This window comes from Bacillus spizizenii TU-B-10 (assembly GCF_000227465.1).
GTDB classification, from domain to species: domain Bacteria; phylum Bacillota; class Bacilli; order Bacillales; family Bacillaceae; genus Bacillus; species Bacillus spizizenii.
The window spans coordinates 723,951-741,216 of record NC_016047.1 but is presented as its reverse complement, the minus strand read 5'-3'; the positions used below and the strand labels follow the sequence as shown (position 1 = coordinate 741,216).

The following is a 17,266-nucleotide window of genomic DNA, read 5'->3' as shown; positions in this document are numbered from 1 at the left end:
GAAAGACACAAAAAGATCAGGGTCTTCTGCCCTGATCTAGTGAGTTCCGCTCCTGTTGTACTATACCCATAATCGCAAACCCGCCATAAGAAGAACACCGCTGATCACAGTAATGGATAAACTTTTTGTTTTCATCGCAATCAAGAGAGTCGGGATCAAGATGACGGCTGCGGGCCAATTCAATTGAAGAGAATCATTAGACTGAATCATACAATCCTTTACGACAAGCGCTGTCAATATACACACCGGCACATAGGAAAGCCACTTGAGCACGGGCTCCGGCAAAGTAATATTCCGAACAACTAAAAAGGGAATGATGCGGGGAATCATTGTGACCAGCGCACAGCCGATAATCACCATCAAGATGTATGTATTGATACTCATTTATCCGTCACCACCCCGATTGTGGCTACGATGAACGTTGATATGATGACCGCAAGATGAGACGGCATAAAGAAAGAAAACACAACCATGGCAATCACCATATAGATAATGAGAGATACATAATGTTTAAGCTTCGCCGACACAACATGTTCTAGTTGAAGAACCAGCAGCGCTAAAAACATAGCCGTCACCGCAAAATCTAGTCCGAACGATTCCGGATGGGTAATCCACTTGCCAAAAACAGCACCCGCCGCACAAGACAGCACCCAGCACGCATATGCTGTAAGATTTAAACCGAACATCCAGCGATCGTTAATCGGCTCGTTTTTGACAATCTTATTTGAAGCGACACCAAACGATTCATCTGTGACCATCATGCCGATTCCTACATTTTTCGCCAGTGAATACTTTGAAAAATGAGGAGCGAGCGCGGCACTTAATAGAAAATTCCGTAAATTCACGATAAACGTAGTCAGAATAATGGCGGACATCGGGCTGTTCGCCGCTAACAATGCACACATAATGAATTGGGCGCCGCCTGCAAAAACCAATCCTGACATGAACACAATTTCCATCACGCTTAAATGCGACGCAACCCCCACGATTCCGAGAGCTAAGCCTACACTAATGTAACCGACCAGCGTCGGAACACAATCTTGAAACCCCTGCAGGAATGTTGGCTCGTCAGTTTTTGCATGAGTCATTTCTTTTTCAGATATCATTCTGTTCTCCTCCTCGTCTAACATATTATACACACGTATGTTATAACTGACAACAAAATGTGATAACAGACTTCCATATGTTATAATAAAGCGAATATTGACGTAAGGAGATACATGTATGGATGATATCCAAGCCATTATCGCAATGAATCTAGTCAAGCTTAGAAAAAATAGGAACCTGACTCTTGATCAAGTTTCTGAATTAACGGGTGTCAGTAAAGCGATGCTCGGACAAATCGAAAAAGGGAAATCAACCCCGACTGTCACCACGCTATGGAAGATCGCAAACGGGCTTCAAGTATCCTTTTCTGTATTTCTGAAAGAAGACAAGCCGAAAGTTAGAAAAATCAATCTGCAGGATATCGAACCTGTTACAGATAATGAAGAAAACTACAGCGTCTATCCTTTTTTCCCCTACAATCCTGAAACAAAGTTTGAAATTTACGTTGTTGATCTGAAACCTGGATGTATACATGAAGCAAAAACACATTTAGGAGAAGAATATATTTTAATTAAAGAAGGCGAATTAACAGTCATTCTGCAGGGTCAGGAGCATATGCTCTCCTCTGGAGACGCCTTGCAGTTTACAGGGGCAACCCCGCACAGCTACATCAATTCATCTGAAGAAACGGCCAGTTTTTTTCTGCTGATGTACTATCCGGAGCCGCAAGGATGACTAACAACCTCCCAGTTAAATACGCTGGGAGGTTTTTCGAATATGCAAATGGCTTGCAAGATGAAATCAATCGTTGTATATTAGTTGACGAGTCAATCATTGATATATCAATTAATAGTTTTGACAAGAAGGAAGGGATGGGTTTTGGCGTCATTTTGTTCAGAGGAAGCCGAGGTTTTATATCAGCTGCAAGGCGTGAACAAGGTGATTGGCGTGAAGTTCGAGGCATGCACGGGCATCAGCCAATCTCGTTTGGAATTGCTGACATTGCTTTATCATGCAGATGAGATCAGTCAAAGCGACCTTCAAAAGAAAGTAAATATTGATAGCGCCGCCGTTACTAGACACCTGAAACAGCTGGAAGCCAAAGGCATGGTATCAAGACGGCGCAAGCCTGAAGACAACCGCATCACCCTTGTTCGGTTAACAGACCAAGGAAGAGAGCGAATCGAGTCTTCGAAGAAAGAAAAGGAGCGTTTCATGAAGGAAATGCTCGCAAATGTAAGTGCAGACGAGCGCCGCCTGCTCATTGACGTGCTGGCGCGTATGCGGAACAACATAGACAATATTGAAGCATAAGAGGAGTGTATCAACATGATCAAAACAAACGATTTTATGGAGATTATGAAAGGCCGCCGTTCTATTCGCAACTATGATCCGACAGTGAAAATCAGCAAAGAAGAAATGACAGAAATCTTAGAAGAAGCAACAACTGCTCCATCTTCTGTCAACGCGCAGCCATGGCGTTTTCTCGTCATTGACAGCCCGGAAGGAAAAGAAAAGCTCGCACCGCTTGCAAGCTTTAACCAAACTCAAGTCACAACATCATCTGCCGTCATTGCTGTATTTGCAGACATGAACAATGCAGACTACTTAGAAGAAATCTATTCAAAAGCCGTGGAACTCGGTTACATGCCGCAGGAGGTCAAAGACAGACAAATCGCCGCGCTGACCGCTCATTTTGAAAAGCTTCCGGCACAGGTGAACCGCGAAACGATCCTGATTGACGGAGGTCTTGTTTCCATGCAGCTGATGCTGACTGCACGTGCACACGGCTACGATACAAACCCGATCGGCGGATACGATAAAGAAAACATCGCGGAAACGTTCGGATTAGATAAAGAACGTTATGTACCGGTCATGCTTCTTTCTATCGGAAAAGCAGCAGACGAAGGCTATGCTTCCTACCGTCTGCCGATTGATACAATTGCAGAATGGAAATAAAACAAAGAGCCCAGGAATATGTTCCGGGCTCTTTATTTTAAATACAGCCGCCGTTCAATCGTCTGACCTATTTTTTGGTTAACACGTCTGAAGTTAATCCTTGATATTTATTTTGTCGTTTAGTCATAAAAAAAAAGAGTGATGATCATTCATCACTCTTCTCTCTGTTATTCTTTGATTTTCTTCCTGCCAAACGGCCACCAGTTGCCTTCGCCAAAGGTCATGATGATTGCCGGAATGAAGAGCGGAAGAATGACAAGGCCGTAAAGCAGCAGCCCGATAATAATGACACTTGCCACCTGCATCAGCGTATTGACGCCTGAAGGCATCATCGCTGCGAACGTTCCGGCCAAAATAATGGCCGCTGTAATAATGACGGATCCCATTTTGCTCATTGATCTGACGACACCTTGCGCAATGCCAAGGTGCACCTCTTCCTTAAATCGGTCCAGCAGGAAGATCGAATAATCTACGCCTAACGCGATCAAGATGACAAAGCTGAAGAACGGTACTGCCCAGCTGACGCCGGCGTTTCCTAAGCCGTTTACAAAAATTAATTCTGTTATGGATATCGACGTATAGTACGTCAGCAGCAGTGACGCGATCATATAAATCGGCATGATCATTGAACGGAACAAAATCGTTAACACGATAAACAGGCCAATAATCATGATCACCATTGTTCTGGAGAAGTCCGTTGTAGACAGCTCTTTTAAGTCTGCATTCACACTCGTGACCCCGCCGTATACGATCTGTGCATCCTCGAGAGGAGTGCCGTCAACTTCGTTTGCTACAGCTTTTTTGATTTGGTTTATTGTTGCAATGGCTTGTTCTGAATAAGGATTTGAGTCCAGGACGACGCTTAATTGCACGCCTTTGCCGTCTGCAAAGGAATATTGGTCAATTGACTTCTTAAAGTCTTTATCCTTCATTACTTGATCAGGAATGAATATGCCTGTATTCCTTACGGTTGAGCTTTTGCTCATGTCCTCTAACATATCACTGGAAGCTGTAATGCCGTCAGAGATTTTCGTCAGGCCATCATTAGCACTCTTCACGCCCCCGGCAAGCTTCTTCAGGCTTTCTGTCAGCGTTCCAGCTTCTGCCTGCTGGCCTGAGAGCTGCTGGTTCGCTTGTTCAAGTCCGGTTTGAATCTGTCCAAGCTGTCCGCTGATTGCCGTAAGCTGCTGCACGGTCTGCGCAGTATTGCCGGTTTGGGAAATCTGTTTGCTCACGAGCTGCAGCTGCTGATTGATTTTGCCCAATCCGTCTGCCGCATCACCCAGTGAACCGCCGGACCTGCTATTTGAGGCTGAGCCGGTTTGCCCCGCCATTTGATTCAACCCGTTTTCTATATCCGTTAAACCGCTTTGGACATCGGTGATTCCTTTTACCGTCTTATCCAGTCCGTCTGAAACCGTGCCTAGCTGTTTATCAATATATAAATCTTTGATTTTTTCACCAGTCGGCTGCGTGATGGTCATGACAGAGTCAACATGCTCGACTTTCTCGATCGCTTTGCTGATATTTCCGAGATAAGGGATTGTATCAGCTGTTGTGAGATCCTTGTCTCCTTTCACGACAACATTGATCGGGAACGCTTTCCCTTCACCGAATCCATCCTTGATGGCCTCGAGAGCTTTTACTGATTTATAATCGCTGCTGATTTCCGCAGTCGAATCAAATGAAATCTGGTCATCATAGGTCAAAATGAACGGAAGCGTGATAATCACCGTGATGACAATAAACAGAAACGGACGCACAACGGAATATCTGCCGAGAAACGCCCATAATTTGTTGTCACTGTGCGACAGCACTTTCTTAGAAGGCCAAAATAATTTTTCACCCAGCGTTACCATAAATAATGGCAGCAATGTGTAGAGGATGATCATTAGAATTCCGACTCCAACTGCGACTCCCACTGCGGATTGGAAAATCGCAAACTTCGCAAATCCTAAGGCGGAAAATCCGATCAATACCGCAAATCCGCTGATAAATAAGGTTTTTCCCCCTGTACGGTAAGCGATAAGCGCCGCTTCTTTTTTGTCATGCCCGTTTGCTAACTCTTCACGGAATCGGGTCAGAAGAAGAATGCAGTAATCTGTTCCGATCCCGAACAGAATGGCGACTAAGAAGGTTTGCGTAAACGTCGAGATAGGAAAATCAACATTGTACACAAGGATGCCCAGTATGGATTGACTGATCAGATAAGAGAAACCGACAACCACAATCGGGATAAACGGCGTCACAACAGATCGGAACACGATCAGCAGTAAACCAATGATCAAGCAGACTGTGATCACTTCCGTTTTCTTGAGCCCTTCCTCTGAGCTGTGAGCGAAATCCTGATTGATAAGAGAGGCTCCCGTAATATATGCCGTCACATCATCAGGAACGATTGTATAAATGTCATCCGCGATTTTTTCCGCTTTTTTATCAGAACCTGTAATCGTGACAGGAATGAGAACCGTTTTCTTGTCTTTTGAAATCAATTGGTCTTTGACTTCTTTTTCCGCTGTCAGAGGAGACGTTACTTCTTCTACACCGTCGATCTTTTTGACTTTATCGATCATTGTCCGGAGCTGATCCTCTGTTTCTTCCTTCAAAGCGTGGTCTAATGTAAAGACTATACTGATCGAATTATTGTCTTCTCCCGCTTGTTTTAAAATGGCATTTGCTCTTTCTGAAACAGCATCTGCAGGAAGCTGGGCCTGCCCCTTTTGATTGGCCAGCTCCGTTAAGTTCGGAGAAAACAAACTCAAAACGACGGTAAGTACTAATATAACCGCTGCAATTGCCCACTTGAATTTGATGATTGCTCTCATTCTGCAGAATCTCCTCCTTTAAATTTGCTCTTTAGAATGGTGAATATCTCTATGATAGAATTTAAGTGTTTCTCATCTATATCATCGATCAGCTCTTTGAGAGCGTTAAAAATGGCAGAATCTAATTCTTCCAATATGGTTTCACCGCTGGTTGTGATGTTAATAAGCTTAGAGCGCTTATCACTTTTCGCTGGACAGTCATCCCATTCAACCAATCCCTTATCGAGCAGCTTTTTCAGTCTGTTAGAAATCGCGCTTTTATGTACATTTTGATACATGGCTAGGCTGCCAGGAGAGGTTGGGCCCTTGACTTTTAAAATTTTTAACAGGTCTGCCTGTTCCCTTGAGATATGCTTGAAGACATCCTGATTGATTTCATGATGCACAAACTCTGTCCCTTCAAGTAATACTTCCACAAACAGGTTTATGGCCTGACATAGCTTTTGTTCATTCAACATCTTCCCCTCCTCATTATAGTTTACCCCTCTAAACTTTATGATCAATGCCAATTAGTTTATTCCCCTAAACTATATCTGTCAACATATTTTATTTACGAACACCTTACCAAGAACGCTTGTTCGTGTATAATAGACGTTAGAAACACGAAAGGGGAAATTTAACATGTCAGATTTTTCATTACAATTGTATGAATATAACGTCTGGGCCAATCAGCAAATATTCAACCGATTAAAAGAGCTTCCAAAAGAAGTATATCGCCAAGAAATTCAAAGCGTGTTTCCGTCGATATCCCATGTGTTGTCTCATGTTTATCTTTCTGATCTCGGCTGGATTGAAGTGTTTTCCGGCCAAAGCATGACCGATGCTTTGGCATTAGCTGAACAGCTCAAAGAACAGACAGAGGCAAAAGAAATGGAGGAAATGGAAGCCCTGTTTCTGACGTTATCCGAGCGCTATACATTATTTTTACAGCAAAAAGAACAGCTCAATAAGCCCCTTCAGATTCAAAACCCCTCAGGCGGAATCATGAAAACGACTGTTTCTGAGCTGGTTCCCCACGTTGTCAATCACGGGACTTACCACCGCGGCAATATCACAGCAATGCTGCGGCAGACAGGCTACCCATCCGCTCCGACAGATTATGGGCTCTACCTGTATATGAAAAAAACAGAAATGGCATAAAAGAAAGCGGCTCCTAAGTGAGCCGCTTTTTATGATGTCGTTCAAAAACATTAAAATTTCTATTCATATTTCCTGTATAGTAAAAAAGATAGAAATTTTAGTGTTATAATAATCATTAAAAATATATTGCTGACTCAACAAACAATTTTCAATGGAGGAACACACAAAGTGACAGACGACATGACGAAAGACAATATAAATCAGCAAAAATTGGAGAGAGGCTTGAAAAACAGGCACATCCAGCTCATCGCCATCGGCGGGGCCATTGGAACGGGCTTATTTCTCGGCTCAGGAAAATCGATTCATTTTGCCGGACCGTCGATTCTATTTGCTTACATGATCACAGGGATCATTTGCTTTTTAATTATGAGATCTCTGGGTGAATTGCTGTTATCGAATTTGAACTATCACTCTTTTGTTGATTTTGTACAAGACTATTTAGGCGATATGGCAGCCTTTATCACCGGCTGGACCTATTGGTTCTGCTGGATTTCGATTGCAATGGCTGATCTGACAGCCGTCGGGCTCTACACTCAATATTGGCTCCCGGGTGTGCCGCAATGGGTGCCCGGCTTAATCGCTCTGATCATATTACTGATAATGAACCTGGCAACCGTCAAGCTTTTTGGAGAATTAGAATTTTGGTTTGCGTTAATTAAAGTCATTGCCATTTTGGCACTGATCGTCATTGGCCTTGTGATGATATTTAAAGGTTTTTCCACAAGCACTGGGGTCTCCAGTTTCACAAATCTCTGGAGCCACGGAGGTATGTTCCCGAATGGCATGCACGGGTTTATCCTATCGTTCCAGATGGTTGTGTTTGCCTTTGTCGGCATTGAGCTGGTCGGACTGACAGCCGGTGAAACAGAAAACCCTGAAAAAGTAATCCCTAAGGCGATCAACAATATCCCTGTCCGGGTGTTGCTTTTCTATATCGGTGCTCTTCTCGTGATTATGAGTATCTATCCTTGGAATGTCATCAATCCCAGCGAGAGCCCATTCGTACAGGTGTTTGTCGCGGTTGGCATCGTCGGGGCAGCAAGCATTATCAACTTTGTTGTATTGACATCCGCTGCTTCAGCATGCAATAGCGCTGTATTCAGTACAAGCCGTATGGTCTATTCCCTTGCGAAAGATCATAATGCGCCTGAATCAATGGCGAAACTGACTCCGCGTAAAGTACCTAGAAATGCGTTATTCTTTTCAGCTATCGTGATTTTAATCGGTGTTACGTTAAACTACATCATGCCAGAAGGCGTATTCACCCTGATCACAAGCATTTCAACCGTCTGCTTTATCTATATTTGGGGTATTACGGTCATCTGCCATATGAAATACCGTAAAACAAGACCTGAATTAGCAAAAACAAACAAGTTTAAGCTTCCGCTTTATCCGTTTACAAATTACCTGATTCTTGCGTTCCTGGCGTTTATCCTAGTTGTGCTGGCATTGGCTCAGGATACTCGTGTTTCCTTATTTGTCACGCCGGTTTGGTTTATTTTGCTGATTGTGATTTATAAAGTGAGAAAAGCGAAGCATCAATAAGATTCGCAGCTCCTGCCTCAGAAATGAGAGCAGGAGTTTTTTAATGAAAAGAAATGACAAATGACCTTTGCTTTTGAATTTGAAGTTATGCTATAGTGCGTGTAATCAAAACAAGAAGGGATGATGGGTGGACAATGATTAACTAATCTTATTTTTACCGTTTGAAATCAATATTTCAAATCAGAAAAAATAGGATTAGTCTGCCCATTTTCTATATATACGACATTGCTATTTATGAATAATAGCTTATTTGATCATGCAACGGCGCGGCTAATCCTTCCAACACATTTGGGAGGATTTTTTTATTCTCCCTTTAAAGCGAGGGATATGAATGAAAGAGATCGTAACATTAACAAATGTCAGCTATGAAGTGAAGGATATGACTGTTTTTAAAAACGTAAATGCCAGTATTCAGCAGGGAGATATCATTGGGATTATCGGCAAAAATGGCGCTGGGAAATCTACGCTGCTGCACCTCATACACAATGACTTAACTCCTGCACAGGGACAAATCCTTCGGCAGGAGTTAAAAATGACGTTGGTTGAACAGGAAACCGCGTCGTATTGCTTTGCGGATCAGACGCCTGCCGAAAAGAAATTACTGGAGAAATGGCGTGTGCCCGTCCGGGATTTCCAACAGTTAAGCGGCGGTGAAAAACTGAAAGCACGGCTGGCGAAAGGACTATCAGAGGATGCAGATCTTTTACTATTAGATGAACCGACAAACCACCTTGATAAAGAAAGCTTGCAATTTCTCATTCAACAGCTGAAAAGTTATAGAGGCACTGTGATTCTTGTTTCCCATGATCGTTATTTTTTAGACGAAGCTGCAACAAAAATATGGTCGCTTGAAGCTCAAACCCTGATTGAATTCAAAGGAAATTACTCTGGGTATATGAAGTACCGAGAAAAGAAAAGACTCGCCCAGCAGCGTGAATATGAAAAGCAGCAAAAAATGGTTGAACGGATTGAAGCACAAATGAATGAGCTTGCTTCATGGTCGGAAAAAGCCCACGCCCAATCGACGAAAAAGGAAGGGTTTAAAGAATATCACCGTGTAAAAGCGAAGCGTACGGATGCCCAGGTTAAATCTAAGCAGAAGCGGCTTGAACAAGAACTGGAAAAAGTAAAGGCGGAACCCGTTGAGCCGAAATATACTGTCCGCTTTTCAATTGATACAACCAAAAAAACAGGAAAACGTTTTTTAGAAGTTCAGCATGTAACGAAGGCTTTTGGCGAAAGAACCCTGTTTAAAAACGCACATTTTACAATTCAGCACGGCGAAAAGGTTGCGATCATAGGCCCCAATGGCAGCGGAAAAACAACATTACTGAAAATCATTCTGGGACAGGAAACCGCTGAGGGAAGTGTGTGGGTGTCACCGTCCGCAAATATCGGCTATTTAACGCAGGAGGTGTTTGATTTACCTTTAGAACAAACACCGGAAGAGTTATTTGAGAATGAAACATACAAAGCAAGAGGGCACGTTCAAAGTCTGATGAGGCACTTAGGTTTTACTGCTTCCCAATGGACTGAGCCAATCAAGCATATGAGTATGGGTGAACGTGTAAAGGTCAAGCTGATGGCATATATTCTGGAGGAGAAAGACGTGCTGATTTTAGATGAGCCGACAAACCATCTCGACCTGCCGTCACGCGAACAACTGGAAGAAACACTGTCACACTATAGCGGCACATTGCTGGCGGTTTCACATGACCGATACTTTCTCGAAAAAACAACAAACAGTAAACTCGTCATCTCGGACAATGGCATCGAAAAGCAATTGAGTGACGTTCCATCAGAAAGAAATGACCGGGAAGAGCTTCGTTTAAAGCTTGAAACAGAAAGACAAGAAGTGCTGGGAAAGCTCAGTTTTATGACGCCGAATGATAAAGAGTACGAGGAGCTTGATCAGGCTTTCAATGAGCTTACGAAACGAATGAAAGAGCTGGATCAGTAGCGTGTAAGGGATACCAAGGGCTGTTCGCCCTTGGTATTTTTCAAGTTTTCGCCTTCAGCCCTCGCCAAAAAATATCGAAGGAAATCTCTAAAGATCGCTCAAATGATTGTTTATTCTCGTATACCAGCTGAATGTTCAGACCGTCAAAAAGAGTGATGAAGGCTATCGCACACTTCTCGGGCGGACAGGTGATGTCCGATTCTTTAAAAACAAGTGCAACCCGGCTTTTCAAAGCATGCAGAAACATCAGGTACTGGGCTGAAATAAAGTCACTTACTTCAGCAGGAGCCTTAAACGACATCGCCTGCAAAAAGGCTACATTGGGCATAGCATGAAAGCGCACCTGCGTTTCTTTTAAAAAATCATATATAAGATTCTTGGCTGGCAAATGCTTTCGGGATTCAAAAAAATCATTGATAAACGCTACTTCTTCTTCAACAATCTCGGGGTATACTTCCATCAGCAGATCCTTCTTTGTCGAGAAATGGTAGGACAGAGATTGTTTCCGAATTCCCAATTCTTTTGCAATATGTGCCATTTTGACTCCCTCGTAGCCAAGTTCATTAAATTGGCGAACGGCTGTACGTTTTATATTCTCACGGGTCACTGTTCTGCCCTCCCTACATTATTTCTCCGTTTTCTCTTGGAACAGATAAATAAAATATATAATAAAAGAAACAGCAGGTACACCAAAACGGAAGCGATATAAAGCTCCTGATAAGAATAGATCGTTGCCACCACACCTAATAACAACGAGCCTCCGCCAATACCCATATCAAAAAAATTAAAGAATGTCCCCATAGCATCCTCATGTTCATGCTCTTCTACAAGATTGATACACCATGTCTGGATAGCCGGAAATATTGAGCCGAACCCAAAACCGTAACATATTGCCGCAGTAAAAAACATTGCATTGGTTTGGGCAATATATAATATTGAAAGGCCTGCTATTGAAGATATTGATGCGGGAATAAGGATGGCTGCCGCTCCGAATCGGTCAAATACTTTCCCGGAGATAAGACGTATAAAAAAACTGGCTGCCGCAATCAGAAAGAAGAACATTCCGACACTTCGGAAACCCTTTTCGATCGCATAGAGTGAAAAGAAGGACATGATCCCAGATGCAGCAATGCCTACTAATAAAATAAGAAACGAAGGAAACAGCACACGTCTTTCTAACACCTTTACCTTTACCATTCCCTTTTCAGCCGTATCTTTTGCTTCAGGCCGCCTCCGCACAAGTGCAGCCATAAGCACAGCCAGTAAAAGAATGGACATCCCGCCTAGAAAAAGCCTCTCAAAATCATAAAGCTCCAGTGCTGCGATACCAATCATAGGTCCAACCGAAACTGCAATCGTTTCGCCTACCCCAAAATATCCAATCCCCTCACCTCGGCGCTCCTTCGGAATAATTTCCGCGGCAATCGTGGCAAAATAAGTAGTTGCTAATCCAAAACCGGCACCATGTATTAAGCGAATGAGCAATAGGACGCTCACATCTGACGCCAAATAATATGCACCGGTTGAGCAGGCACTGATAACAATTCCAAATATAAGTAAATATTTTTTATTAAATCGTTTTGCCAAAACCCCTGCAAAAGGACGTATGGCAATGGCAGATATCATAAAAATACCTGTAACCAATCCGACTTGCTTTGCCCCTCCTCCGATAGCAGTTACAAACAATGGCAATGTCGGCAATAACATTTCAAACACCATAAATAAAAAGGCATTTGAAAGTGTGACAAAAATAAATGATAAGGACCACATTTTTGCAGTATGTATTTTTTCTACTTGTACCTCCATCAGATTTCTTCTCCTTTTTTGTTCATCGATTTATTTGGTCACACTCACTTTACCTGACCTTAGTCAGATTGTAAACTGTTAATTTATAAAAAACTTATGATAATCATTTGTTATTAAATGGTTTTCAATTGAAAAACTGACATTAGTCAGATTCATTTAAATGGAGGAAAATAAGTTTGGTTAGTCGTTACAGGCGAGGAGCTCCATAGAATATTGACAAAAAAAAAGAACAACACATGTTGTCCTTTTTCTTTATATTTTCAAACCTTCCCATGACCTTAATGTCTCTAGAGATGACTTAAAGTACCCCGTCACCACTTCCAGATAGCTATTTCCTTTTACCGGAGTAAAAGGGTCAGGACCGGCTGCCACCATCTCCATAATAATCGGGCCTTTATAACCGATAGAATGGAGTGCTTCGATTTGCTCTTTCAGATTGGCATGGCCGTTTCCGATGGCCTGGCGATTTGAATCAGCCACGTGATAGACTCCGAGTTTCTGCCCTGTCATTTCAATGGCCTTCACAGGATCAGCCTCTTCTATGTTCATATGATACGCATCGAGAAGAACATCGAGTTTGGAACTGCCGACATCACGTATGAATTGTAGAGCTTCTTCGCCAGTGACCACTTGATGATTTTCGTACCGGTTCAATACTTCGAATACCACCTGAATTTGTAATTCCTCCGCTTTAGCCATAATCTTTTTAGAGCTTTCGACCAATAAACTCCAATCCCTCTCATCATCACCGCTCCCTCTCACTTTGCCGACATCACCGTGAAGACAGATACGGGGAGCGCCTAAATCCACAGCCCAGTCCAGTAAGTCCAAGAAATATTGTACAGCCTTTGACCGAACCTCTTCATTCGTGCTTGAAATATCCACATTCCTTGGCGTTACCGATAAAACCTTTACATGATGAGCAGCCAGTGTTTCGGCAAGCTCTTTCGGATTCAGAGAAATATCCCCCTCGACCTCAACTCCGTCTACTCCGATTTCTGCAGCCAGCCGGCATTTTTGTTCAAATGGAATGCTGCCGAAAGTCCATAAGCATAACCCATATTCTCTTCCCATATTGAAATCCCCCTTTTAGAAAGATGAAGCTGTATTCTTTGACATGATTTCTCCTTCAATCTGTTCCAATGATTTGCCTTTTGTCTCCGGCACAAATTTATAGACAAAGAGAAAGGCAAGGACGCCAATGGCACCGTACATGAGAAATAAAATACCTGTACCAATCAGATCTAAAAGCAGCGGGAAGGACAGCGACACCGCAATATTTGCCAGCCACAGACAAGTACTTGCGATCCCCAATGCCGTCCCCCTGATGTGTAACGGGAAAATTTCAGCCAGCACAACCCAAACGACCATTCCCCAGCTCGCTGAATACGCTACCATAAACAAGCATAAGCAGGATAACAGCAGCCACCCGGGTGCATGAAAGAAAAGCGTACTGACCCCCAAAATACCAAGTGCCAAAGACATTCCGACATTGCCAATCAGCATGAGGTTTCTTCGGCCTATCATATCAATCAGCAGCAAGCCGAGGATCGTAAATAAGACATTGATAATGCCGATGCCAATGGTTCCTGCAATGGCACTGGAAGCGCCGAACCCCGCATTTTCTAAGATCGTCGGTGTATAATAAATAATCGTATTCGTGCCTATCACTTGCTGAAAGATGGCGACCCCAATACCGATAAATAAGATCGGCCTGATTGCCGGCGATAATAATATTGATATTGAAACACGCTCTTCCGTCTTGATCTCTTTCATACTGCGAATCTCAGCATCGATTGTTTTCGGATCTCTCGTCAGGAGCAAAATATGGCGTGCTTCATCCTCACTTCTTTTCTGCAACACCCATCGCGGGCTTTCAGGCATAAAAAACATGCCGGCCATGAGAATGAAGGAGGGAATCACTGCTAATAGGAGCATCAGATCCCACCTGCCGGAAGATGAAAAAACAAAGTTCACAATATAAGCCATGAGAATCCCGAAAGAATTCATCAGTGTATTCAATGAAGCGATTCTGCCTCTGATTGCGGCAGGTGCCATTTCTGACAAATACAAAGGAACAATTGCCGAGGCTCCTCCAACCGCTATGCCCAGTTCTATTCTGAATAGTAATAATATTCCGATATTATGAGCCAGGCCTGTTCCAATGGCTCCAATTGTAAAAAGCACACCCAGCCAGATGATGGTTTTTTTCCTGCCATAACGATCGGAAAATCTTCCGCAAAAGGCTGCGCCAACTAAAGCGCCAATCAGCACTCCACTGACAACTAATCCTTCTAAAAATGGAGTCAGCTCCATGTCTTCCCTTATAAACAGCAGAGCGCCGGATATTACACCTGTATCGTACCCGAACAGCAAACCTCCTAATGCCCCGAAAAAGTAAATAAGACTGATATAGGCCTTTTTGGATGTCATCAAGAAACCTCCAACTTATAGTATTTGACGTTTAAGCAAGGGAGATTCCTCCGTTTTAGAGAAAGATCCCCCAATGCCAAAAGGGTTATAACAGTGAGGCCGTTGAATCCCGCACGATTAATGAAGGAGACAGCATCACCCGCTGTACCGCTTTCTTTTGCTTTGAATGAGCCATGCCGTCTATCAGCAGTTCAATTGCCTTTTCTCCCATTTCTTCAGTCGGCTGTGCGATTGTCGTTAACTGAGGATCACTGATCTTTGCCAGGATGCTGTTATCAAACCCAACCAGTGAAAGAGATGAAGGAATAGAAATGTGAAGCTGCCTTGCAGCCTGCAAAACCCCTAAACCAAGCAACTCAGTCGTCACAAAGACAGCCGTCGGCCTATGTTTCTGATGAAGCAGCTTTAAACTGATGTCTTTACTGGCTGACAAGTCATACGGACAGTCCAGAATGGCTGATTCATCGATTTGGATTCCTGAAACCTGCAGTCCTTCTTTAAAGCCGATGACACGATTTTTAATTGATGTATTGTTAATCTTTTCTGCTATGACAGCTATATTTGTATGCCCTAATTGGGCTAAATGGACGGCTGCCTCATATCCCCCTTTAAAATCATCCGCCACTACAGTGTCTACAGGCAGATGCGGTATATCTCTCGATAGCATGACAACAGGCATGTCGCTTTCAATCAGTTCACGTATCGCCTGACTGTTCTTGAGACCCGTCGCCACAATAATGCCGTCTACATGTTTTTGCTTCAGCATGGTGATATATTCTTCTTCTCTCAGTGAATTGTTGTCCGTACTGCATATGATGACACTAAAGTCCTTTTTACGGCCGCTGTCCTCCACAGCTCTGGCCAGCTCGGCCATAAATGGATTAGCGATGTCAGGAATGAGCAGCCCGATGGTCTTCATCATTTTTCTCGTTGAAGTCACAACACTTGGCTGATATTGAAGCTCCTCAATCACTTTCCAAATTCTTTTTTTCGTTTTTTCACTTATATTGCCTGTATGATTAAGAACCTTTGAAACTGTAGAGATTGAAACGTTTGCTTCCTTCGCAACATCATAAATGGTTGTTTTCATTAAGAAGGCCACCTTTATAAAATAGATCCTCTCTAGTATAAACGAATGCCGACAGGAATTTCTTTTTAAAAAGGCGCTTCTTCTATGAAAAACTCAAACCGTTTGCGGCACTCCGTCTTTTAATGTGACAGGCTGCTTCATTTTGCAAGATTCTATACAAGCTGCGGCAATGGCAAGTGCTGCACGCGCATCTTCACCTGTTACTGAGGTTGGATTATTATTTCGAACGGCATCAACAAACGATTGCAATTCATCAACATAAGCATCAAATAATAAATCCTGGTCGTAGCGAATTGTGTTGTAGCTGACTCCGTCTTTGTTATACCTTGTCATGTTTGTATGGCGGATATCTCCGATGGTCAGCATGCCTTCAGAACCGAACACTTCTCCGCGGACATCATATCCATAAACGGCTTGGAAGTTCGCTTCCGCCGTTGCGATCGCTCCGTTATCAAATTTGATCGTGACAACTGCAGTATCCAAAAAACCTTTGTCTTTAAAATCAGGTCTGACTAGCGCATCAGCAGCGGCATAGACTTCAATCGGCTTCGCATTTGGATTGAGGTAGAGTAACGTATCAAAGTCATGAATCAGCGTCTCTAAGAAGATCGTCCATTGAGGAATTGGTGTCGGATCACCGAGTGCCGGGTCTCTTGTGATGGAACGCATTAACTGAGGCGTGCCGATTTTTCCTGCGCGGATTTCCTCATACGCACTGCGAAAGCCTTTAGCGAAACGTCTGTTAAAACCGATCTGAAGCGGAACAGACTCTTCATTCACTACCCTGATGACTTCATCCGCTTCTTCCAGCGTGACAGCCATCGGTTTCTCACAAAATACAGCTTTCCCCTTCTTTGCCGCTGCAATAATGTTTGCGGCATGCGTCCTTGCCGGCGAAGCAATAATGACCGCATCAATATCCGGGTGCTCCAGCATGTCTAACGGATCTGTAAACGCTTTAATATTTGAGCCGAGCTTTTTTGCTAGTGCTTCTGCATTACCCGGAACCGGATCTGCAACCGCATACAAATCTGCCCCTTTCACGCGGAACGCAATACTTTCTCCATGAAAAGCTCCCATCCGTCCCGCACCTAGTAGCCCAACCTGTACATTTCCCATGATTACCACTCCCATTCTGCGAAAATAAAGAAAGTCTTTCCCTATATATCATTAGAAAATAAAAGTAATTCCTAAAATATTTATAATACTAATTTAAAAACAGGGAAAGTCTTTCCTAATTGTTTTCAATTGTAACCCCTTACATTTTACAGGTCAATCTTTTTTTGCTGTTTTTAACAGCAGGCCTCTCCTTTAGCCGTCGATCAAGCCTGCGATAATTCATGTTCATAGGCAAAAAAATATCAAGGGTGTGCGGCCCTTGATCATTCAAATGGAAATTTCCCACAATAGAAGGGAGGTGATGAAGAAATGCAGAAGATTATTAAATGAAACAAACAAAGT

16 protein-coding genes are annotated in these 17,266 nt (G+C 43.1%); 6 read left to right on the top strand and 10 right to left on the bottom strand.

Going from position 1 to position 17,266, the window contains the following annotated elements; genetic code table 11:
• Window positions 1-60: 60 nt before the first annotated feature.
• Entirely contained in the window at window positions 61-384 is a 324-nt protein-coding gene (locus GYO_RS25545; protein WP_014112846.1) for an AzlD domain-containing protein, read from the bottom strand.
• On the bottom strand, window positions 381-1,106 hold the full coding sequence (locus GYO_RS25540) for an AzlC family ABC transporter permease (RefSeq protein WP_014112845.1): 726 nt from the start codon (window positions 1,104-1,106) through the stop codon (window positions 381-383). The genes GYO_RS25545 and GYO_RS25540 overlap by 4 nt, the downstream gene beginning before the upstream one ends.
• Window positions 1,107-1,224: 118 nt before the next feature.
• On the opposite strand from GYO_RS25540, the gene GYO_RS25535 reads away from it, so the two are divergent.
• The 3 genes from GYO_RS25535 (at window position 1,225) to GYO_RS25525 (ending at window position 3,006) form a co-directional block, all read left to right on the top strand.
• Window positions 1,225-1,782 carry a helix-turn-helix domain-containing protein gene (locus GYO_RS25535; protein ID WP_014112844.1) on the top strand — a complete coding sequence of 186 codons (558 nt, stop codon included), beginning with the start codon at window positions 1,225-1,227 and terminating at the stop codon, window positions 1,780-1,782.
• A gap of 84 nt (window positions 1,783-1,866) precedes the next feature.
• On the top strand, window positions 1,867-2,361 hold the full coding sequence (locus GYO_RS25530) for a MarR family transcriptional regulator (protein ID WP_080010056.1): 495 nt from the start codon (window positions 1,867-1,869) through the stop codon (window positions 2,359-2,361).
• Window positions 2,362-2,376: 15 nt separating this feature from the next.
• Window positions 2,377-3,006 (top strand): nitroreductase family protein, encoded by a 630-nt coding sequence (locus GYO_RS25525; protein WP_014112842.1) that lies wholly within the window; start codon window positions 2,377-2,379, stop codon window positions 3,004-3,006.
• A gap of 167 nt (window positions 3,007-3,173) precedes the next feature.
• Here the strand turns inward: GYO_RS25525 and GYO_RS25520 are convergent, their stop codons facing one another.
• The gene (locus GYO_RS25520; RefSeq protein ID WP_014112841.1) at window positions 3,174-5,831 is read right to left on the bottom strand and encodes an MMPL family transporter; all 2,658 of its coding nucleotides are present in this window, start codon (window positions 5,829-5,831) and stop codon (window positions 3,174-3,176) included.
• A complete protein-coding gene (locus GYO_RS25515; protein ID WP_041521136.1) occupies window positions 5,828-6,286 on the bottom strand; it encodes a MarR family transcriptional regulator in 459 nt (152 codons plus the stop codon). The genes GYO_RS25520 and GYO_RS25515 overlap by 4 nt, the downstream gene beginning before the upstream one ends.
• A 166-nt stretch (window positions 6,287-6,452) precedes the next feature.
• Between GYO_RS25515 and dinB the strand changes: the two genes are divergently transcribed.
• The 3 genes from dinB (at window position 6,453) to vmlR (ending at window position 10,476) form a co-directional block, all read left to right on the top strand.
• Entirely contained in the window at window positions 6,453-6,971 is a 519-nt protein-coding gene (gene dinB, locus GYO_RS25510) for a damage-inducible protein DinB (protein ID WP_014112839.1), read from the top strand.
• 168 nt (window positions 6,972-7,139) lie between these two features.
• Window positions 7,140-8,516, top strand: coding sequence for an amino acid permease (locus GYO_RS25505; protein ID WP_014112838.1), 1,377 nt, complete (start codon window positions 7,140-7,142; stop codon window positions 8,514-8,516).
• Between the two features lie 331 nt (window positions 8,517-8,847).
• Window positions 8,848-10,476 carry an ABC-F type ribosomal protection protein VmlR gene (gene vmlR, locus GYO_RS25500; RefSeq protein ID WP_014112837.1) on the top strand — a complete coding sequence of 543 codons (1,629 nt, stop codon included), beginning with the start codon at window positions 8,848-8,850 and terminating at the stop codon, window positions 10,474-10,476.
• 40 nt (window positions 10,477-10,516) lie between these two features.
• On the opposite strand, the gene GYO_RS25495 is transcribed toward vmlR, so the two are convergent.
• The 6 genes from GYO_RS25495 to GYO_RS25470 all read right to left on the bottom strand — a co-directional run bounded on the left by GYO_RS25495 (window position 10,517) and on the right by GYO_RS25470 (window position 16,924).
• Window positions 10,517-11,083, bottom strand: coding sequence for a TetR/AcrR family transcriptional regulator (locus tag GYO_RS25495; protein ID WP_014112836.1), 567 nt, complete (start codon window positions 11,081-11,083; stop codon window positions 10,517-10,519).
• Window positions 11,080-12,282: an MFS transporter gene (locus GYO_RS25490; protein ID WP_014112835.1), complete on the bottom strand. Its 1,203-nt coding sequence runs from the start codon at window positions 12,280-12,282 to the stop codon at window positions 11,080-11,082. The genes GYO_RS25495 and GYO_RS25490 overlap by 4 nt, the downstream gene beginning before the upstream one ends.
• A gap of 252 nt (window positions 12,283-12,534) precedes the next feature.
• Entirely contained in the window at window positions 12,535-13,356 is an 822-nt protein-coding gene (locus GYO_RS25485; protein ID WP_014112834.1) for a sugar phosphate isomerase/epimerase family protein, read from the bottom strand.
• 15 nt (window positions 13,357-13,371) lie between these two features.
• Window positions 13,372-14,715, bottom strand: coding sequence for a sugar porter family MFS transporter (locus GYO_RS25480; RefSeq protein WP_014112833.1), 1,344 nt, complete (start codon window positions 14,713-14,715; stop codon window positions 13,372-13,374).
• A gap of 85 nt (window positions 14,716-14,800) precedes the next feature.
• Window positions 14,801-15,805 (bottom strand): LacI family DNA-binding transcriptional regulator, encoded by a 1,005-nt coding sequence (locus tag GYO_RS25475; RefSeq protein ID WP_014112832.1) that lies wholly within the window; start codon window positions 15,803-15,805, stop codon window positions 14,801-14,803.
• Between the two features lie 93 nt (window positions 15,806-15,898).
• On the bottom strand, window positions 15,899-16,924 hold the full coding sequence (locus GYO_RS25470) for a Gfo/Idh/MocA family oxidoreductase (protein WP_014112831.1): 1,026 nt from the start codon (window positions 16,922-16,924) through the stop codon (window positions 15,899-15,901).
• Between the last annotated feature and the right edge of the window lie 342 nt (window positions 16,925-17,266).